Origin of the sequence: Azospirillum aestuarii, assembly GCF_016632405.1 — a bacterium.
Taxonomy (GTDB): Bacteria; Pseudomonadota; Alphaproteobacteria; order Azospirillales; family Azospirillaceae; genus Azospirillum; species Azospirillum aestuarii.
Genome location: NZ_JAEPIV010000037.1, coordinates 17,106 through 34,295, shown reverse-complemented (window position 1 = coordinate 34,295; position 17,190 = coordinate 17,106). Strand labels below are relative to the sequence as shown.

Here is a 17,190-nt window from a genome sequence, read left to right as displayed (position 1 = left end):
CTGGAGCTGATGCGGCTGATCGACGAGCAGTTCCTGGAAACGCCCTGGTACGGCAACCGGCAGACGACCCGGCATCTCCGCCGGCACGGCCACGAGGTCAATCGCAAGCGGGTTCGCCGCCTGATGACACGGATGGGCTTGCAGGCGGTCTACCAGCGCCCGAAGACGAGCGTGCCGCATCCCGAGCACAAGATCTGGCCATACCTGCTGCGCGACCTGACCATCGACCGCCCCGACCAGGTGTGGTGCAGCGATAGCACGTACATTCCCATGCGCCGCGGCTTCCTGTACTTGGTCGCCGTCATGGACTGGGCATCCCGCCGCGTTCTGGCATGACGGTTGTCGAATACCATGGACGTCGAGTTCCGCATCGAGGCCGTGGAGGAGGCGATGGCGCGGCACGGCCGGCCGGACATCTTCAACACCGATCAGGGCAGCCAGTTCACCAGCCCACGCTTCACCGGGCTCTTGACCGCGGCCGGCATTCGGGTGTCGATGGACGGGCGCGGCCGGTGGATGGACAACGTCTTCATCGAGCGGCTGTGGCGATCGATGAAATACGAGTGCGTCTACCTCCACGCCTTCGAAACGGGCAGCGAGGCCAGGGCCGGGATCGGCCGCTGGATCGATTACTACAACGCCGCCCGCCCGCACTCGGCGCTCGGCGGCAGAACCCCGGACGAGGCCTACCAGGGCACATCGGACCGGATCAGATTGGCGGCATGACACGAGCCTGAACCAAGCTTATTCCAACCGCAAATCTGTCCGGGAAACGGGGACCATCTCACACCTCGGGCGAGTTCCATCGTCCGGCTGATCGTAAGCAGCTTCTCGCCGGCCGCAATTCGCCTCCGCACCTCATACAAAGCCTGGCGCCGGGTACAACTGTCCGCCATCGCGGCGGCGGCCCGACTGCGCGGATAGCCCCCGACGCGCCGTGCCGTGGTTCCGTCCGAAACCGGCGGCAGGCAACGCAAATGGCCATGAACGCCGGCCAGGCAGCGTTCAACCATCTGGCACAGGTTCAGGAGCAGATGCCACCGACCGACAACCTGAACCGCACTGTGGGCGCCCAGGGTGCTGCCGCGGGCATACTCGGTGGAACGGTCGCGGGCGCGGTCCATACCGGGGAGACTGGGCGGCGGGGCGTCCTCCCTGGGCGACCGATGGCGCGCTGGCCGCGCGGCTGTGGCAGCTGACACAAAAACATATATTCCTATTGCATCTTAAGTGGCGCCAATACATTCATTTGAGATGAATGTTTGATCTGGCGGGAACTTCCTCGCTGCCACAATTCGAGCGGGGCGCTTGCTTCCGCCAACCCCGGAGCCCATTCGCCTATGCCCCTCACTCAGCAGACCATCGCCATCGTCAAGGCCACCGTTCCCGCTCTCGCCGAGCATGGCACCGTCGTCACGCGGACGATGTATCAAATCCTGTTTCGCGACCCCGAGGTCGCCGCGCTGTTCAACCAGTCGCATCAAGGCGAGGAAGGCGCGCAAACCAAGGCGCTCGCCAATGCCATCCTCGCTTATGCCCGCAACATCGACAATCTCGGCACCTTGACGCCCATGGTCGAGCGCATCGCGCAAAAGCACGTCGGGCTGCAGATCCTTCCGGAGCATTATCCTCATGTCGCAGCCGCCCTCCTCGGAGCGATCCGCGAGGTGCTGGGCACCGCCGCGACGGAGGAGGTGCTGGATGCGTGGGGAGAGGCGTATTGGCATCTGGCCCACATCCTGATGGGACGGGAGGGGCGCATCTACGACGCCCTCGCCAATGAGAGCGGAGGGTGGAGCGGCTGGCGGGACTTCGTCGTCACGCGGCGGGTCAGGGAAAGCGGGACGATCACCTCCTTCCATCTGTCGCCGAGCGACGGCGGCCCTGTGATCCGACACCGGCCTGGGCAATACCTGACGTTCCTGCTTCCCCTGCCGGGACGTGCGCCGCTGCGCCGGAACTACAGCATCTCCGCCGGTCCTGACACCCTCGGCTATCGCATCTCCGTGAAGCGGGAGCCCCGGGGCGCCGGTTCCAATTGGCTGCACGACCACGCCCAGGAAGGGACCGTGCTGAAGGCATCCCCGCCCGCCGGCGACTTCTTCCTGCCCGAACAGCCGGAACGGCCGGTCGTTCTGCTGAGCGGCGGCGTCGGGCTGACGCCCATGGTGAGCATGCTCGAGGCGATCGCTGCCGCTCCGACCGCGGTGGAAGCGCATTACGTTCATGGCACCATGAACAGCGACACCCATGCGATGGGCCGGCATATCCGCGAGCTGTCGGCGTCACGGGCCGGCATCACTGCGTCGACCTTCTACAGCGATCCGCTGCCTGGGGATCGGTTGGGCGTCTCCCATGACGCAGCCGGCTTCATCACGATCGATTGGCTGCGGACGAACACGCCGTTCCAAGACGCCGATTTCTATCTGTGCGGCCCGAAGCCCTTCCTGAAGGCCTTCGTCGGCGGCCTTGACCGCGCCGGCGTGCCACGCCCCCGGGTGCATTACGAGTTCTTCGGCCCCGCGGAGGAGGATCTCGAGGCCGCTTGAGCGGCCTCACCTGGTCAGGACTCAGCCTCCCCCCGTGCAGCGGCATGGGGGAGGGGCGGCTGCGGCAGGCCGAGCAGAGACGCCATGCTGCGGCGATGGCGGACGATGTCGGCCAGGGTGTAATCGTCCAGGACAGCCAGGAACGCCTGCAGCGCCTCGTGCAAGGCGGTGCGCAGGTTGCAGGCCGGACTTAGCCGGCAGATGGGCGAGGCCTGCAGCGCGCCCATGCAGTCGACAATGGCCATGTCCTCCTCGGTGTAGCGGATGACGTCACCAATCCGGATCTGCTCGGCCGGACGGCCTAGGCGCAGCCCACCGTTCCGACCCCTCACGGTTTCGACGTAGCCGCCCCGTCCGAGGTCATGCACGACCTTCATCAGGTGGTTCTTCGAAATGCCGTACACCTGCGCGATGTCGCTGATGGTCGGCAGCCCCTCCTGTCGCACGGCCAAGTACATAAGCACGCGCAGCGCGTAATCCGTATAGCTCGACAAGCGCATCGCCAACCAAACCTGCATGGGGATTGCATCAATATAGCCATGCGGCCTGGAGCTTGCAATCGACCGATCCGATCTGTCCGGATAGAAAGAAACCCAGCTCCGTCAAGGGGGCTTCAGCGGTCGCAGCCACGCGGGGTACGGCATTCTGCCCCCGGAAAAACATCCATTCATTTTGCATCTTAAAGCGCGAAGCACCGGCCTCGGGGGTTCCGTCAGCTTTCGCGCCAGCTTGATCATTGCGGCGGTGCTGCCGCAGAGAATTCCCTCCCTCTCGGAGGAGACGCATGCACTGCCCGCACTGCCACTCGATGGCGACGACCGAGCGTTCGGACCGAACGGCGCATGGCTATCGGCGCTTCCGTTGCTGGAAAGGTGGGCGCCAGTTCAACGAGCGTACGGGCTCGGCGCTGAACCGGCGGCAGATTCCTACCGACATCGTCTTCCTGAGCGTGCTCTGGAGGCTGCGCCTGAAGCCGAGCTTGCGGAATTCGGCCGAGATCCTGCTGCTGCGAGGCTTGGTCTTTTCTCATGAGGCGGTGCGCGAATGGGAGTCCAAGATCGCCCCCTGCTCACCGATGCCCTGCGCCAGCGTCGTCGGGGCAAGATCGGCCGGAGTTGATACGTGGACAAGACCCACCTGAAGGTCGGCGGACGGTGGCGCTACCTGTACCGGGCCATCGACAGTGATGGCGCTCCTGCCGGTGTTGCGGCGGGACAAGCCCGACGCCGTGGTCGTCATGGACAACCTGTCGGCTCACAAGCGGACCGACGTCCTGGCCACCTTCGAGGCCGCCGGCATCGCCGTCCGCTTCCTGCCGCGCTACTCGCCAGACCTCTCCCCCATCGAGCCGGGCTGGTCCAAGCTCAAGGGCATCTTGCGCGCCAAAGAGGCTCGCACGGTCGATGCCCTCGACCGCGAACTCGGCCCGGCTCTCGATGCCATCACCGCCACCGACGCCAAAGCGTGGTTCAGGATCTGCGGATACCCGAATCCAAACTGAGCCGAAATCCGCTTTAGCAGCCGTGACTTGGCCGAACTGCAGGGCATTTCACCGTCTTTTCTGGCCAAGATTTTTCCGAAGCTTGAAAAGGCGGGACTCGTCATGGCCAGCGAAGGCGTGCGCGGCGGCTATCGGCTCGCCAAAGCGCCGGGAGACATCACCTTTCTGGACATTGTCGATGCGATCGAGGGCGACAAGCTGCTTTTCGATTGCCAGGAAATCCGCGGTCGCTGTGCAGTGTTCGGCCAGCGACCGCCCTCCTGGGCGACATCCGGTGTCTGTGCGGTTCATGCGGTGATGATTCGCGCGGAAAAGGCGATGCGGGCCGTACTGGCCCAAGAGACGCTTGCCAACGTCGCCGACACATTCGGCCGGAAGGCCCCGGCAGAGTTCTCCGACGAGATCGCCCACTGGATCCAGGGCCGGTTCAGCGCTCGGACCACAACACGCACATCGCGATCCAGCTGAAACGCCCTTCGATCCGGAAGCGAAGGGCAGCGCATCAGGCATCAAGCCCGGATCCGCCGAAGAGACCGGCCGCCCAATATACATTCATTATAAAAGAATGTTTTAACCGTTTGCCATCGATCATCGCGCTGCGATGCAGCTTGCTTATTATCCGCCTCAGCATCTGATATGCGTCCCATAAGGCGCCAGACGCCTAGGATCCACCTCGAACGCGGGTTGGTGCGACAATCTGTCCGTTCATAAAGATGTATTTTTTTTGCATATAATAGCCATGGCATCGCACGATTGGCGCCACCGGCGACGCGCTCGATCCACCGGACACCCACTCACGCTGACGACGCCGTCGACCATCGTCGATCGGGCGTGCCAGCGCACCGGAGCCAAGGAGCTCACATCATGAAGACTCTCATCCTCACCACGCATCACACGCCGCGCGACTTCAGTGACCGCATTGCCCTGGGGTTCACCAAGGCACTGCGCCTGCTGGCCGACACCTTCTTCGCCAAGCGCTACGGGCATCGCGCCATCGTGCTGGAAACGGTGGCGGCGGTTCCCGGAATGGTCGGCGCCACACTGCAGCATCTGCGCTGCCTGCGCCGCATGCAGCATGACCAGGGTTGGATTCACACCTTGCTCGAGGAAGCCGAGAACGAACGCATGCACCTGATGACCTTCATCAAGGTTGCAGAGCCGAACTGGCTGGAACGGGTCCTGATCCTGCTGACCCAGGGCGCTTTCTACAACGCTTTCTTCCTCCTGTACCTGATCTCGCCGAAGACGGCCCACCGCGTGGTCGGATACTTCGAAGAAGAAGCCGTCATCAGCTACACCGGCTATCTCGCCGAAATCGATGCCGGTCGGCACGCCAACTCGCCAGCTCCGCGTCTTGCCATCGATTACTGGCAACTTCCGGAAACCGCGACCCTGCGTGACGTTGTGCTCGCTGTCCGCAACGACGAAGCCAACCACCGCGATGTGAACCATGGCTTCGCCGATACGCTGGCGGGCAAGTCTTCCGGTGCGACCCACCATGAGGAACCGCGCAAAGCCGCGTGACCGGAACCTTGGCCCCTGTTCAGGGGATCCCACAGTCCAGCCCATCCAACTTGCCAAGACGCTTTCACCGCCCGAAATCCAAGAGAGGAAAAGAGATGACACACCGTCTGAACAACCGCGTCGCCGTCGTCACCGGCGCCAGTTCCGGCATCGGCCGCTCCATCGCCGAGCGCTTCCTTGACGAAGGCGCCAAGGTCGCCGTGTTCGCCCGCAACGCGGAAGCCCTGCAAGACCTCGTTGCCAAGGCCCCCGACCGGGTACTGGCCGTCGTCGGCGACGTGACCGTACGCGCCGACCTGGAGCGTCTGGTGCGGGAAACGACCGGACGTTTCGGCGGTGTGGACATTGTCGTTCCGAACGCCGGCGTCGCCAAGGTGATGCCGTTCGCCGATAGCGACGAGGATGCCATCCAGGATCAGTTCTCGATCAACGTCGTCGGCGCACTCCAGACGGTACGGTTGTTCCTGCCGTCGATCCGCCGGAACGGGTCTATCGTCTTCATCACCACCTTCCTGGTCCAGGTCGGCTTTCCGGGCTTGGCCGTCTACAGCGCCAGCAAGGCGGCGATCAGTTCGGCTACGAAGACACTGGCCGCCGAACTCGCACCGCAGGGCATTCGGGTGAACGCCGTGGCCCCCGGCCCGATCGCCACCCCGATCTGGAGCAAGGTCGGCCTGCCCGAGGACGCGCTCGGTCAGGTGGCCGCCCAGGTCACCACCCGCCTTCTGCCCGGCAGCTTCGGCCCTCCCGGCAGCATCGCGGACACGGCGCTGTTCCTTGCCTCGGACCAAGCGGCGAACATCTACGGGCAGGAATTGGTTGTCGACGGCGGCTACACCATCGGGTGAGGAAGGGCCGTCCGCGTCAGGACAGGCGCCGGGATGGGACAGGCGGCATCCCGCCCTCTGTCCACTCGCCTGCGGGTTTGCGCCATGGGGCTCCAGCAGGGCGGCGAAGCCGAGCCGGCGGATCATCTCCTCGCGGATGCAGTTCATGACCAGGACGGCGACATCGGCGCCGTCCGGCGCCGGTTCGACATGGACGCGGAGCGGACGCTCCCCAAAGGGCGTGTCGACAATCATTGCAACGGCGCCTGCGGCCGCGCCGGGGACGTCGTTCTTCAGTACGAGTTGCAGGCCGACGTGTGAGTCGGCGTGGGGTTCTGACGCCGATCGGCACGGAAACGCGTTGATAATAATGGAAACTGTGGGGTTCCAGCCAAGTGCTGTTTCACACTGCGGCCCGCTCCGTGCTGTGCGAGGCGGACCGATCGAGGATGCGGTCCAGGTGCGTGGCCAAGCGTTCGGCCTCAACCCAGCGCGCGTTGCCGAGCGGATCCTCAACGGGTTCGCCCATGGTGCCTGCGTCCTTTCAGGAAAAACTTTCGGCTAAAAGAAAACTTTTGGGCGAAATTCCTCCGTGAAGAGCCGCGAAAAGTCGATATAAATTTCATTAGATGTAGGAAAAATTCTCAAGAGGGAGCGACAGAAGGCGCGGCAGTAAGCGTGCGTTGTCGGCCTCCGGTCCCCCCTCCCCCAACCCTCTCCCCAAAGGGAAGAGGGCTTCTTCGCGGTTGACCGCCGAGTGGCGGTTCAGGACGTCTTGCCCGCCGTCTGGCGCCGGTATTCCTCAACCGGCAACCCGCCCATGCCCCAGTTCTCCATGGGAACCTCGTCGATCACGACGAAGGTCGCCGCATGCGGCTTGTTCAGCACCTCGAACAACAGGTCGCTGACACCCTTGATCAGGGTCGCCTTCTGCTCCGGCGTCGCCCCGGTTGCGCCAGGGCTCGTGCCCTCGCGGGTGATCTGGATGTTTACGTACGGCATCGGATGCGTCCTTTCCACGTGATGGCGTTACCGTCAGGGTCTTACCAGCGACCGGCGTGCTGGCCGCCGTCGACGTGCAGCGTTTCGCCGGTGACGAAGTTGGCGGAGTCGAGGTAGAGCACCGCGTCCACGATGTCCTGAATGTCGCCCAGGCGGCCGACCGGATGCAGAGCGGCCAGGAATTCGTGCGTTTCCGGGGCGTGCATCGGCGTCTTGATGATGCCCGGCGACACCGCGTTCACGCGGATGCCCTTGCCGGCGTATTCGATGGCGAGCGAGCGCACCACCGCGTCCAAGCCGCCCTTGGTCAGGGAAGCCAGCGCCGCGGGCACGCTGGCCAGCGGCTGTTCCACCAGTGTGGTGGTGATGTTGACGATGTGCCCGCTGCCCTGGTTCAGCATCTGCACCGCGGCCAGCTGGGACACGTGGAAGAAGCCGGTCAGGTTGGTGGCGACGACCGCCGCATAGTCGGCCGCGGTGTATTCGGTGAAGGGCTTGGCGATAAAGATGCCGGCGTTGTTGACCAGCGTGTCGATGCGCCCGAAGCGTTCGCGGGCGGTCTCCACCAGGCGCTTGGCGGTGTCCGGGTCGGCGATGTCGCCGCCGACGGTCACGACGTTCGGATCGTCGCTGGCCTTGATGGAGCGGGAGTTGGCGACGACGGCGAAACCGCGCTGGCGGAAGCCCGCCACCAAACCCGCACCGATGCCCTGCGACGCGCCGGTGATCAGCGCAACCCTTTGCGTGCTCATGATGGTTCCTTTGGGCTCGAACAAGGGTCGTGTGTGGATGGCCCGCCACTCGCGGGTCGTTTCACGCCCCTTGGCGTGGATTGAAACGATGAGAATTTCTGTCGTGAGGCGGGAGCCGGAGGACCGTCGAAACTTGCGACTGCCCTGTCTTGCCGCCCCGCTTTCCCGTTGAAAAATGCCGCAGGACGCGTAGAACGGCAAACGAGCTTTCCTCATCGAATCGACAAGGTGGATTTGTCGATGTCGCGACCGTTGCTGCCCCTCAGCGGGTTCCGCGCCTTCGAGGCCGCGGCCCGCCACCTCAGCTTCGCCCGCGCCGCGGACGAACTGCGCGTCACCCCGGCGGCGATCAGCCATCAGGTGCGGACGCTGGAGGATTATCTCGGCGTGCCGCTGTTCCGGCGCAGCGGCCGGCGCGTGCTGCTGACCGAGGCGGGGCAAATCCTGCTGCCGGACCTGCGGCGGAGCTTCGACCTGATGGAGGCCGCCATGGGGCAGGTCAAGCGGCTCGCCGCGGGCGGCATCCTGACGGTCAGCATGTCGCCGTCCTTCGCCGCCAAATGGCTGATGCCGCGCATCGAGCATTTTCGGACGCGCCACCCCGACATCGACCTGCGCATCGACGCGGACGTGCGGCTGGTGGATTTTTCCGCCAACGAGGTGGACATCGTCATCCGCTATGGCCCCGGCTCCTACCCCGGCCTGAAAAGCGTGCTGCTGTTTGAGGAGGAACTGTTTCCGGTGTGCAGCCCCCGGCTGCTGTCCGGCGACGTTCCGTTGCGGGGCATCGCCGACCTGCGGCAGCACACGCTGCTGCACGACGAGACGATCAATTTCGCGGGGCCGATCCCGTCATGGCGGGTCTGGCTGCAAACGGTCGGGCTGGAGCAGGCCGTCGACCTCAACCGGGGACTGCGCTTCAATTCCTCGGTGACGGCGACCCAGGCGGCGGTCGATGGTCATGGGGTGCTGCTGGGGCGCAGCCTGATCGTTGCCGACGATCTCTCGGCCGGGCGGCTGGTCCGCCCCTTTGCGGAGTCCTGCCCAGCGGGGTTCGGCTATTACCTCGTGTATCCGCCCCAGGTCGCGTCGCGCGCGAACGTCCATGCCTTCGTCGACTGGATCATTGAGGAAGCGACCGGAGAGGGAACCGGCGGAGAGGGATGACGGGGTGCCGTCATTCCCCTTTGCTCACCTCCAGCAATGTGTCGCGCAGGTTCGCGACGGTCTTTTGCAGCTTTGCAAACTCATCGGGCGGCAGGCCGGTCTGCTTGACGAGGGTCATGTTCAGGCCCTTCTCGCGCAGGCGGCGGCCGGCGTCGGTGAGGCCCACACGGACCTGACGTTCATCCTCCGGATCGCGCCGCCGGGTGACGTAGCCCATCGCCTCCAGCTTCTTGAGGATCGGCGTGAGCGTGTTGGATTCCAGAAACAGCTTTTCGCCAAGCCCCCGGACCGTCTGGTTGTCTTCCTCCCACAACGCCACAACGGTGATGTACTGGAGATAGGTGAGGCCGAGTTCCTCAAGGATTGGCCGGTAGGCCCGCCCGAAGGCGAGGTTGGCCGAATAGATCGCGAAGCACAGGAAATCGGCCAGTTTGGGGCTCGCCGGGTCGTCTGGCGTCATTGGGGGAGTCATCGTCATCCTCTCCAGCACACGAAAATGTGAAGGGCCTGGAGCCTATATAAATCGCATCCGATGAAATCGGAAGATTGACTCTCCCGTGTTCCCCACATAGATTTCAATCGCATGCGATGTAATCGCACGCGAAAAAAGGCACCCACCGCAAGGACCCCACCATGCCCCAGCTGACCAAAGTGATCTACACCGGCCGAACCCACACCTCCGCCGGGGGACGGGACGGCACCGCCCGAAGTGACGACGGCCGCTTGAACATTGCCCTGTCCTCCCCCGGTTCGTCGGGTGGCGGCACCAATCCGGAGCAGCTGTTCGCCGCCGGCTGGTCAGCGTGCTTCATCGGCGCCATGAAGTTTGCCGCCCAGAATTTGCAGATCACACTTCCGGCCGACCTTGCGGTCAACGCGGAGGTGGATCTCGGCACCACCGGCACCGGCTACGGCCTCGCGGCCCGTCTCAACGTCAGCCTGCCGGGTCTCGACCGTGAAACCGCCGAAACCGTGGTGCAGACCGCGCACGGGACCTGCCCCTATTCCCTGGCGACGCGCGGCAACATCGACGTCACAATCACCGTCGTTTGAGAACGCGCCTCCCGGTCCAGGATCGGAGACGGTCAAATCGGAACGCTGTCGCGTGAACCGATCCGCAGATAAAAATCGCATACGATTTGATCGTTTCCGCTTCCATGACTTCCTCCGCCCCATTGCTCCATCCCACGGGAGACAGACAGATGCCCGAGGCCATCAACCGCGACCGCCGCCGTTTTCTGGGCACCGCGGCCATGACTCTAGCCGCAACGCAGATCGGCCTTTCCGGGCCAGCCACCGCGCAGGCCGCCGAAGCGAAGCCGACGACGCGCCCCATCAAGCCGGGAACGAACACGCCGTTCGGTCCACTGAAGCAGATCGACGCGGGCGTCCTGAATATCGGCTATGTGGACGCCGGCCCTGCCGATGGACCCGTGATCCTCCTGCTGCACGGCTGGCCCTACGACATCCACAGCTTCGTAGACGTCGCGCCCGCGCTGGCATCGGCGGGCTACCGGGTGATCGTGCCCCATCTGCGCGGCTATGGCACGACACGGTTTCTGTCCGGCGAGACCTTCCGCAACGGCCAGCCGTCGGCGCTCGCCCTCGATACCATCGCGTTGATGGATGCCCTCAAGATCGAGAAGGCGACGCTCGCCGGCTTCGATTGGGGCGCACGGACCGCCAACATCGTCGCGGCGCTTTGGCCGGAGCGGACCAAGGCCATGGTGTCGGTCAGCGGCTATCTCATCGGCAACCAGGAGGCCGGCAAAAAGCCGTTGCCGCCGATGGCCGAACTCGACTGGTGGTATCAGTTCTATTTCGCCACGGACCGCGGTCGGGCCGGCTATGACCAGTACCGGCACGACTTTGCCAAGCTCATCTGGCGGCTCGCCTCGCCGAAGTGGGCGTTCGACGACGCCACGTTCGACCGCTCCGCGGTGGCCTTCGACAACCCCGACCACGTCGCCATCGTCATCCACAATTACCGCTGGCGGCTTGGCTTGGCTCCGGGCGAACCGAAGTATGACGAACTGGAAAAGCGGCTTGCCGCAGCTCCGGTGATCGCCGTGCCGACCATCACCATGGAAGGCGACGCCAACGGCGCCCCCCACCCGGACGCCAGCGCCTACGCCAAGAAATTCTCGGGCAGATACGCGCACCGGCTCATCACCGGCGGCACCGGCCACAACCTGCCCCAGGAAGCCCCGCAGGCCTTCGTGGACGCGGTCGTCGACGTTACCAAGTTCTGACCGGTTCTGGCGCACGCGTTCCCCCGCCAACCCCCTTCGCCGGAGGCGAGCGGCGCAGGCTGCCGCTCCGCCCCAAGGAAACGATGATGACCCTTCTGGTTGTTGCCTACCTCGGGGGCATGCTGACCATCGTCAGCCCATGCATCCTGCCGGCTCTTCCCTTCGTCTTTGCGCGCGCGGAAAAGCCGTTCGTCACGAGCACTCTGCCGATGCTGGCGGGGATGGCCACCACCTTCGCCGCGGTCGCGACGCTGGCCGCGGTCGGCGGCGGCTGGGCCGTCCAGGCCAATGACCTGGGCCGCCTCGTCGCGCTGGCGCTGCTGGCGGTGTTCGGCGTGGCGCTGGTCTCCCCGCGGGTCGCCGGCATCCTGACACGGCCGGCCGTCGCCTTCGGGAACCGCATCCTGCATATGGCGGGCGAGTCCGGTCCGGCCCCGACCTTCGGCGGATCGCTCCTGATCGGGGTGGCGACCGGGCTGCTCTGGGCACCCTGTGCCGGGCCGATCCTCGGCCTCGTGCTGACCGGTGCGGCCCTGCAGGGCGCCAACCTGCAGACCACGCTTCTCCTCCTGGCCTACGCGGCCGGGGCGGCCACGTCGCTGGCGCTGGCGCTGCTGGTCGGCGGCTGGCTGTTCGCCACCATGAAGCGGTCGCTCGGCGGCGGAGAATGGGTTCGCCGGGGCCTTGGCGTGGCCGTCATCGCGGGGGTTGCCGCCATCGGGCTTGGCCTCGACACCGGGCTTTTCGCCAGCCTGTCGAGCGCCAACACCGATCGGATCGAGCGCGCCCTGCTCGACAATTTTGGTTCGGAGGATCGGGAGTTGGGCCAGGAACTTGGAATGAGCATGGTGGCGAGCAACGCCGTGGTCCGGACGGCGGGCACGCCGTTCCAGAGTGACCTCCCGGTGGAGGGGACGTTCCCGTCGCTCGACGGAACGGTGGAGTGGCTGAATTCGGCGCCGCTGTCGACGGAAACGCTGCGGGGCAAGGTGGTCCTGGTGAATTTCTGGACCTACTCGTGCATCAACTGCATCCGCGCCCTGCCCTATGTCCGTGCGTGGGCGGACAAGTACAAGGATCAGGGGCTTGTCGTGATCGGCGTGCACACGCCCGAGTTCGCCTTTGAACGAAACGTCCAGAACATCCGGAAGGCGCTGACCGACTTCCAGATCGGCTATCCGGTCGCGGTCGACAGCAATTTCAAGGTCTGGCGCGCCTTTCGGAACAGCTATTGGCCGGCGCTGTACTTTATCGACGCCAAGGGCCGCATCCGGCACCACGCGTTCGGCGAGGGCAACTATCAGGAATCCGAAAAGGCCATCCAAGCGCTTCTGGCGGAAGCCGGCGAACGCGGCGCGTCCAACGACGTCGTGACGCCCGACGCCAAGGGCGCCCAGGCCGCGCCGGACCTTGCCCACATCCGATCCTCCGAAACCTACATCGGTTATCAGCAGGCGTCGAACTTCGCCTCCCCGGAAGGGATGGGCGGCGACCGCGCCCGGACCTACACGACGAAGCCGCTGAGGCTCAACCAGTGGGCCCTGGCCGGCAACTGGACGGTCGGTGCCGAACAGGCGACCCTCAACCAAGCCGGGGGCGGGATCACCTATCGGTTCAGCGCGCGTGACCTTCACCTGATCCTTGGGCCGGGCGCGGACGGCCAGCCGGTCCGTTTCCAGGTGACCATCGACGGCAAGGCGCCGGGCGAGAACCATGGCGCCGACATCGACGCCGACGGACATGGCACCGTCACCCAGACCCGCCTGTACCAACTCGTGCGGCAGAGCCGCGACATCGGGGAGCGCACGTTCGAAGTCCGTTTCCTGGATCCGGGTGTCGCAGCATTTGCCTTCACCTTCGGCTGAGCGCCGCGCTGATGGAGATCCTGAAGGAGATTTCCGCCATGATGAGACTCGCCATCATCCTCGTTCTCGGGCTGTCGGTCCTGGCCGTCCCCTGCGTCTATGACACCGACCCCCGCGAGCCGTCACCGCTCGCGGCCTTCTTCGCCAGGAATTGATGGTCCTGCCGCAGCGTTTCGTCGCAGAAGCACCTCCACCTGCCGGTCCATGACCGCGGCGGTCTCCTCATCACGACTGCACCGGAAGCCGGAGAGATTACAAGTTTCCGGCACCATCCCGAACCGTCAACGGCCAATGTAAACCGGCTTACGTTTTTCGGCAAAGGCATGCCGCCCGTCGCGGCGGTCAGCCGTGTCGCGCAGCAGGCTCCAGGCCAGTTCCGTCAGTTGGAACGCCTGGAGACTTGGCAGCGTCGCGGTTCGGCTGGCCAGCATCTTGACCATCTGAACCGCCAACGGGCCGTTGTCGGCAATACGGCCTGCGAGGACGCTGTTGCATCGAGGCCATGGCACTTCTGACGGCGTGGCCGGGGCTGTTGATTACGAGATGCGGACGGAGTCCGGGCGTCCGAGTTCGAGCATGCGGTTCAGGACCACGACGGCGACACCAATCTCGGTCTGTTGCCGGTCGTCGGTGTGGAAGCGGAGACCATCCTCGATGACGTGCTGTAGCGGCTGAAGAAGGCCTCCACGAGCGCGCGTACGTTGTAGCCGGATGTTGCCTGCCACGCCCTGCGACCACCGTCGGCGATAGCCAGCAGATGCCAATCGCGCGGCGTCGGTGCCCTTCGCGCGGTGTACCATAGAAGCGGGGTTTTGATGCGCGCTCTAAGGCCGGGGTCAAGCACGGCGACCGCCGACCGGATCGAGAACGATCCCCGCCCGCCGTCACAGAACGCAATTCCTCGCGGCCGGCGGCGCCCCGATCCGCTGGCCGGCCTGTGGGACAGCGAGGGGCTCTGTTGCAAACTCTTGAGACCGTTGCAAACTGGGGCATCACGCCGCACGGCGGAAGGCGCGGCAGGGAGTTGTCATCGCGAGGGTGGCGACCCACTGGTGATGTGTCGATGCCCGTCAAGTACCACACCCTCGTCGACACGCTCGGTTTGCTCCTGACCATCGCCGTCCATCGTGCCGACATCCAGGACCGCGATAGCACCGCTCCCGTTCTGGACAAGGTACCCCGCGCTCTGTTCCCCTTCCTTCAAATGATCTTCGCCGATGGTGCTCTACATCCGCATCGCCCTGAAATAATCTCTCAGGGCAGACCTTAAAGAGACAGGAGGACGCTCCTCTCTCTTTCCAGAGCGCGCCGCGCCGCAGGCCGCGCGATGAGACGGTCCTTCATAGCGGCGATGTGTGTCAGCTCGTGTATCGGGAGGTTCAGTTCGCGTCCCCACGGATAGAAAACCAGTGCGTAGGGATCGGCGAGCGTGAACTCTTCGCCCATCATCCAGGGGCGGTCTGCCAGAAGCGCATCGATTTCGCGGAGATATTTCCAGTAGAGGTTTCTCGCCTGCGCCTTGACAGCGGGATGAGCCTCTGTGTCGGTGACGTAGTCTTCCGGATGGATATACTGCTTGAACGTCGGATGCACCGTTCCGGATAGCCAAGCACAGGTCGCGATCGTACGGGCACGGTCGAGCGGGTCGGCGCCGAGGAGACGGGATTCCGCAAAGGTCGCTCCCACCCAACCCAGTATGGCCGTCGTTTCGAGCAGAACACGGCCGTCGTCGAAGCGCAGCGCAGGCACCTTACCGCGCGGGTTGATCGCCTTGAACTCGGGCTTGTGCTGCTCGCCGGTGAATATGTTGACCTTTTTCGTGTCGAAAGTTGCGCCGGCCTCTTCCAGAGCAACATGGGGCGCCATTGAGCAGGCGTATGGGCAGTAATAAAGCGTGAGCATCACAGATAGTCCCTGGTTGCGGTCGAAGATTGTCGGGAAGCCCGCAAGGCTGCATTCTCAGCTTCGAGAGCCTCGATCCGTTCACGGATTGGGCGTAGCGCCTCGGCAAGCTCGGCCTCGGTGAAGCGGGGCACGATATGCTGGGGGCAATTCCAGTCGAAAGTTTCAAGATGAAGGCGGATGATACGCTCCACTTTGGGGGCCGTGCCTTCGAGCACCCGGGCGGTCAGCACAGGGTCGACATCCAGCGAAACGATCTCGGCACGGACATAGATCTTCAGTCTTGCGCGGCGCGGGTAGTCCATCAGGAACAGGCAGGCCTTGTCGTTGGCCGATAGGTTGCCGACGCTGATGTACTGGAAGTTGCCGCGATAGTCGGCGAACGCCAGTGTGCGATCATCCAGCAGCTTCAGGAACCCTCCGGGGCCCCCGCGATGCTGGAGATAGGGCCATCCGGTTTCGGAAGTCGTGGCCATGTAGAAGCTGTCCCGACCGGCGATGAACGCCGCTTCCCGGTCCGAGAAACGGTCGAACTCGCGTCTTCCCTTGAAGTTTCCCCACATATGCGCCACGCCGAGCTTTTTCTGCACCGAACGCACGGCGGGGGTCACCGCTATGTCCAGGAAGCCGAAGCCCATCACCTGTCCCTCGCATTGTTGACGAATCATTCCCCTTGGCGAATGAGGTAACATGACGTAAGGATTGCAAAAATCGGGGCAGTTTGGCGAATACCTCCCCATAATTTGAGGAAATCATGGATCGTCTGGAAGCGATGGGGTTTCTTCTGGCAGCCCTGGATGTCGGCAGTTTCTCGGCGGCCACCCGTCGGCTGGGCATTCCCGCCGCCACGCTGACGCGCAAGATCGATCAGCTGGAACAGCATATGGGCGCTACCCTCCTGATCCGAACGACCCGCAAACTGGCGCTGACGGATGCGGGTCAGCGATACGCCGAGGGAGCGCGCCGCATCGTGGCAGAGGTGCGGGACATGGAACGGGAGGCGGCGGGCGAGTTCATCGAGCCGACGGGCCGGCTCGTCGTCAGTGCCCCGCGAATGTTCGGCCGGCTTTACGTCCAACCCGTCATCCACGACTTTCTGCGCCTCCACGACGCCATATCGGTGGAGCTTCAGCTTTCGGACGGCAATGTTGACCTCGCCGCAGGAGCCGCCGATCTGGCGGTGCGCATCGGGGCGCTGCCGGACAGCAGCCTGATCGCCACACGCCTTGGCAGCATGCGGACCGTCAACGTCGCCAGCCCGGCTTTCCTCGACAGCCATCCCTTCCCGCGCCATCCGGACGATCTGGCCGGTCTACCCGCGATCCTGCTCGACATTCCACAACCGGACAAAGGTCCGCGTCATGGCGGGCACGGACAAGTCCATGATCGGACAAGACTGATTGTCTCTGGTGCGGAAGCGGCGGTAGACGCGGCTGTGGCGGGCGTCGGTGTGGTGCGCCTCCTGCATTACCAGGCCGCGCAGGCTCTGAAGGAGGGCCGGCTGCGGCTGCTACTTGAGAACTTTGAATCCGAGCCGGCACCCGTGCATGTGCTGCACGCCCCGCTGGTACAGCTACCGCAGAAGACCCGCCACTTCATCGACTTCGCGGCGTCTCGCTTACGGGCTTCGCTACTCGCACTCGGGCAGGATGAGCGCGGATATGGCTTCGCTGTCGCCGACCAAGGCTGAGATGGTCGCGATCCACTTCGCGGCGGACATGGTCGATTCCTTCAGAAAGGTGCCGACGAAGACGTCGCGGCCATCTGGCCGATGGCGGAGCTGGGGTAGGTCCGGGAAAAGATGCGTGCTGCCACCCTTCGGCGGCGGTCGTGGGTGTCATACAAGGGC

General features: G+C 64.5%; 20 protein-coding genes and 3 pseudogenes. 14 read left to right on the top strand and 9 right to left on the bottom strand.

Going from position 1 to position 17,190, the window contains the following annotated elements; all coding sequences use genetic code 11:
- Positions 1–726 (top strand): annotated as a pseudogene (locus tag JJL56_RS29670) (IS3 family transposase); the annotation flags it as partial.
- Positions 727–791: 65 nt separating this feature from the next.
- Here the strand turns inward: JJL56_RS29670 and JJL56_RS34120 are convergent.
- Positions 792–1,115: pseudogene (locus JJL56_RS34120) on the bottom strand (ISL3 family transposase); the annotation flags it as partial.
- A 225-nt stretch (positions 1,116–1,340) separates the two neighbouring features.
- Between JJL56_RS34120 and hmpA the strand changes: the two are divergent.
- Positions 1,341–2,549, top strand: coding sequence for an NO-inducible flavohemoprotein (gene hmpA / locus JJL56_RS29665; protein ID WP_200487434.1), 1,209 nt, complete (start codon positions 1,341–1,343; stop codon positions 2,547–2,549).
- A 14-nt stretch (positions 2,550–2,563) separates the two neighbouring features.
- Here hmpA and JJL56_RS29660 read toward each other — a convergent pair whose 3' ends face one another.
- Positions 2,564–3,067, bottom strand: coding sequence for an Rrf2 family transcriptional regulator (locus tag JJL56_RS29660; RefSeq protein ID WP_282188863.1), 504 nt, complete (start codon positions 3,065–3,067; stop codon positions 2,564–2,566).
- A gap of 266 nt (positions 3,068–3,333) precedes the next feature.
- Here JJL56_RS29660 and JJL56_RS29655 point away from each other — a divergent pair, with 266 nt between their 5' ends.
- From JJL56_RS29655 to JJL56_RS29630, 7 genes and pseudogenes are all read left to right on the top strand, one after another.
- Positions 3,334–3,690, top strand: coding sequence for a hypothetical protein (locus JJL56_RS29655; protein WP_200487432.1), 357 nt, complete (start codon positions 3,334–3,336; stop codon positions 3,688–3,690).
- Positions 3,672–3,719 (top strand): annotated as a pseudogene (locus JJL56_RS34115) (hypothetical protein); the annotation flags it as partial. The gene JJL56_RS29655 and the pseudogene JJL56_RS34115, both read left to right, overlap by 19 nt.
- 16 nt (positions 3,720–3,735) lie before the next feature.
- Complete coding sequence (locus JJL56_RS33480; protein WP_200487430.1) at positions 3,736–4,050, top strand: transposase; 315 nt, start codon at positions 3,736–3,738, stop codon at positions 4,048–4,050.
- Between the two features lie 6 nt (positions 4,051–4,056).
- The gene (locus JJL56_RS29645; protein ID WP_200487439.1) at positions 4,057–4,518 is read left to right on the top strand and encodes an Rrf2 family transcriptional regulator; all 462 of its coding nucleotides are present in this window, start codon (positions 4,057–4,059) and stop codon (positions 4,516–4,518) included.
- Between the two features lie 396 nt (positions 4,519–4,914).
- On the top strand, positions 4,915–5,574 hold the full coding sequence (locus tag JJL56_RS29640; protein WP_200487428.1) for an alternative oxidase: 660 nt from the start codon (positions 4,915–4,917) through the stop codon (positions 5,572–5,574).
- A 95-nt stretch (positions 5,575–5,669) separates the two neighbouring features.
- Positions 5,670–6,422, top strand: a complete 753-nt coding sequence (locus JJL56_RS29635) for an SDR family NAD(P)-dependent oxidoreductase (RefSeq protein ID WP_200487426.1) — start codon at positions 5,670–5,672, stop codon at positions 6,420–6,422.
- A gap of 84 nt (positions 6,423–6,506) precedes the next feature.
- Complete coding sequence (locus tag JJL56_RS29630; protein ID WP_200487424.1) at positions 6,507–6,722, top strand: hypothetical protein; 216 nt, start codon at positions 6,507–6,509, stop codon at positions 6,720–6,722.
- Between the two features lie 82 nt (positions 6,723–6,804).
- On the opposite strand, the gene JJL56_RS33800 is transcribed toward JJL56_RS29630, so the two are convergent.
- The 3 genes from JJL56_RS33800 to JJL56_RS29620 all read right to left on the bottom strand — a co-directional run bounded on the left by JJL56_RS33800 (position 6,805) and on the right by JJL56_RS29620 (position 8,155).
- Positions 6,805–6,930, bottom strand: a complete 126-nt coding sequence (locus JJL56_RS33800; protein ID WP_282188849.1) for a hypothetical protein — start codon at positions 6,928–6,930, stop codon at positions 6,805–6,807.
- A 236-nt stretch (positions 6,931–7,166) separates the two neighbouring features.
- A complete protein-coding gene (locus JJL56_RS29625; protein ID WP_200487422.1) occupies positions 7,167–7,403 on the bottom strand; it encodes a tautomerase family protein in 237 nt (78 codons plus the stop codon).
- A 41-nt stretch (positions 7,404–7,444) separates the two neighbouring features.
- Positions 7,445–8,155, bottom strand: a complete 711-nt coding sequence (locus JJL56_RS29620; protein WP_200487420.1) for an SDR family NAD(P)-dependent oxidoreductase — start codon at positions 8,153–8,155, stop codon at positions 7,445–7,447.
- 240 nt (positions 8,156–8,395) lie between these two features.
- Here JJL56_RS29620 and gcvA point away from each other — a divergent pair, with 240 nt between their 5' ends.
- On the top strand, positions 8,396–9,322 hold the full coding sequence (gcvA, locus tag JJL56_RS29615; RefSeq protein ID WP_200487418.1) for a transcriptional regulator GcvA: 927 nt from the start codon (positions 8,396–8,398) through the stop codon (positions 9,320–9,322).
- Between the two features lie 10 nt (positions 9,323–9,332).
- On the opposite strand, the gene JJL56_RS29610 is transcribed toward gcvA, so the two are convergent.
- Positions 9,333–9,782, bottom strand: a complete 450-nt coding sequence (locus tag JJL56_RS29610) for a MarR family winged helix-turn-helix transcriptional regulator (protein ID WP_200487416.1) — start codon at positions 9,780–9,782, stop codon at positions 9,333–9,335.
- A 173-nt stretch (positions 9,783–9,955) separates the two neighbouring features.
- On the opposite strand from JJL56_RS29610, the gene JJL56_RS29605 reads away from it, so the two are divergent.
- The 3 genes from JJL56_RS29605 (at position 9,956) to JJL56_RS29595 (ending at position 13,439) form a co-directional block, all read left to right on the top strand.
- A complete protein-coding gene (locus tag JJL56_RS29605; RefSeq protein ID WP_200487415.1) occupies positions 9,956–10,375 on the top strand; it encodes an organic hydroperoxide resistance protein in 420 nt (139 codons plus the stop codon).
- 149 nt (positions 10,376–10,524) lie between these two features.
- The gene (locus JJL56_RS29600; protein ID WP_200487414.1) at positions 10,525–11,574 is read left to right on the top strand and encodes an alpha/beta fold hydrolase; all 1,050 of its coding nucleotides are present in this window, start codon (positions 10,525–10,527) and stop codon (positions 11,572–11,574) included.
- Positions 11,575–11,657: 83 nt separating this feature from the next.
- Positions 11,658–13,439, top strand: a complete 1,782-nt coding sequence (locus JJL56_RS29595; protein ID WP_247891322.1) for a cytochrome c biogenesis protein DipZ — start codon at positions 11,658–11,660, stop codon at positions 13,437–13,439.
- Positions 13,440–13,720: 281 nt separating this feature from the next.
- On the opposite strand, the gene JJL56_RS29590 is transcribed toward JJL56_RS29595, so the two are convergent.
- From JJL56_RS29590 to JJL56_RS29580, 3 genes are all read right to left on the bottom strand, one after another.
- Positions 13,721–13,879 (bottom strand): hypothetical protein, encoded by a 159-nt coding sequence (locus JJL56_RS29590; protein WP_200487413.1) that lies wholly within the window; start codon positions 13,877–13,879, stop codon positions 13,721–13,723.
- Between the two features lie 826 nt (positions 13,880–14,705).
- Positions 14,706–15,341 carry a glutathione S-transferase family protein gene (locus JJL56_RS29585; RefSeq protein WP_200487412.1) on the bottom strand — a complete coding sequence of 212 codons (636 nt, stop codon included), beginning with the start codon at positions 15,339–15,341 and terminating at the stop codon, positions 14,706–14,708.
- The gene (locus JJL56_RS29580) at positions 15,341–15,979 is read right to left on the bottom strand and encodes a pyridoxamine 5'-phosphate oxidase family protein (RefSeq protein WP_200487411.1); all 639 of its coding nucleotides are present in this window, start codon (positions 15,977–15,979) and stop codon (positions 15,341–15,343) included. The genes JJL56_RS29585 and JJL56_RS29580 overlap by 1 nt, the downstream gene beginning before the upstream one ends.
- A gap of 116 nt (positions 15,980–16,095) precedes the next feature.
- Here JJL56_RS29580 and JJL56_RS29575 point away from each other — a divergent pair, with 116 nt between their 5' ends.
- Positions 16,096–17,031 carry a LysR family transcriptional regulator gene (locus JJL56_RS29575; protein ID WP_200487410.1) on the top strand — a complete coding sequence of 312 codons (936 nt, stop codon included), beginning with the start codon at positions 16,096–16,098 and terminating at the stop codon, positions 17,029–17,031.
- Positions 17,032–17,190 lie beyond the last annotated feature (159 nt).

Bases quoted from the DNA above. Each gene is read 5' to 3' on its own strand.
- JJL56_RS29610 (WP_200487416.1), bottom strand. From the start codon at position 9,782: ATGACGCCAGACGACCCGGCGAGCCCCAAACTGGCCGATTTCCTGTGC.
- JJL56_RS29630 (WP_200487424.1), top strand. From the start codon at position 6,507: ATGGGGCTCCAGCAGGGCGGCGAAGCCGAGCCGGCGGATCATCTCCTC.
- JJL56_RS33800 (WP_282188849.1), bottom strand. From the start codon at position 6,930: ATGGGCGAACCCGTTGAGGATCCGCTCGGCAACGCGCGCTGGGTTGAG.
- JJL56_RS29590 (WP_200487413.1), bottom strand. From the start codon at position 13,879: ATGGTCAAGATGCTGGCCAGCCGAACCGCGACGCTGCCAAGTCTCCAG.
- JJL56_RS29635 (WP_200487426.1), top strand. From the start codon at position 5,670: ATGACACACCGTCTGAACAACCGCGTCGCCGTCGTCACCGGCGCCAGT.
- JJL56_RS29575 (WP_200487410.1), top strand. From the start codon at position 16,096: ATGGATCGTCTGGAAGCGATGGGGTTTCTTCTGGCAGCCCTGGATGTC.
- JJL56_RS29660 (WP_282188863.1), bottom strand. From the start codon at position 3,067: ATGCAGGTTTGGTTGGCGATGCGCTTGTCGAGCTATACGGATTACGCG.
- JJL56_RS29620 (WP_200487420.1), bottom strand. From the start codon at position 8,155: ATGAGCACGCAAAGGGTTGCGCTGATCACCGGCGCGTCGCAGGGCATC.
- JJL56_RS29655 (WP_200487432.1), top strand. From the start codon at position 3,334: ATGCACTGCCCGCACTGCCACTCGATGGCGACGACCGAGCGTTCGGAC.
- JJL56_RS29625 (WP_200487422.1), bottom strand. From the start codon at position 7,403: ATGCCGTACGTAAACATCCAGATCACCCGCGAGGGCACGAGCCCTGGC.
- hmpA (WP_200487434.1), top strand. From the start codon at position 1,341: ATGCCCCTCACTCAGCAGACCATCGCCATCGTCAAGGCCACCGTTCCC.
- JJL56_RS33480 (WP_200487430.1), top strand. From the start codon at position 3,736: ATGGCGCTCCTGCCGGTGTTGCGGCGGGACAAGCCCGACGCCGTGGTC.
- JJL56_RS29580 (WP_200487411.1), bottom strand. From the start codon at position 15,979: ATGGGCTTCGGCTTCCTGGACATAGCGGTGACCCCCGCCGTGCGTTCG.
- JJL56_RS29640 (WP_200487428.1), top strand. From the start codon at position 4,915: ATGAAGACTCTCATCCTCACCACGCATCACACGCCGCGCGACTTCAGT.
- JJL56_RS29595 (WP_247891322.1), top strand. From the start codon at position 11,658: ATGATGACCCTTCTGGTTGTTGCCTACCTCGGGGGCATGCTGACCATC.
- JJL56_RS29605 (WP_200487415.1), top strand. From the start codon at position 9,956: ATGCCCCAGCTGACCAAAGTGATCTACACCGGCCGAACCCACACCTCC.
- JJL56_RS29600 (WP_200487414.1), top strand. From the start codon at position 10,525: ATGCCCGAGGCCATCAACCGCGACCGCCGCCGTTTTCTGGGCACCGCG.
- gcvA (WP_200487418.1), top strand. From the start codon at position 8,396: ATGTCGCGACCGTTGCTGCCCCTCAGCGGGTTCCGCGCCTTCGAGGCC.
- JJL56_RS29585 (WP_200487412.1), bottom strand. From the start codon at position 15,341: ATGCTCACGCTTTATTACTGCCCATACGCCTGCTCAATGGCGCCCCAT.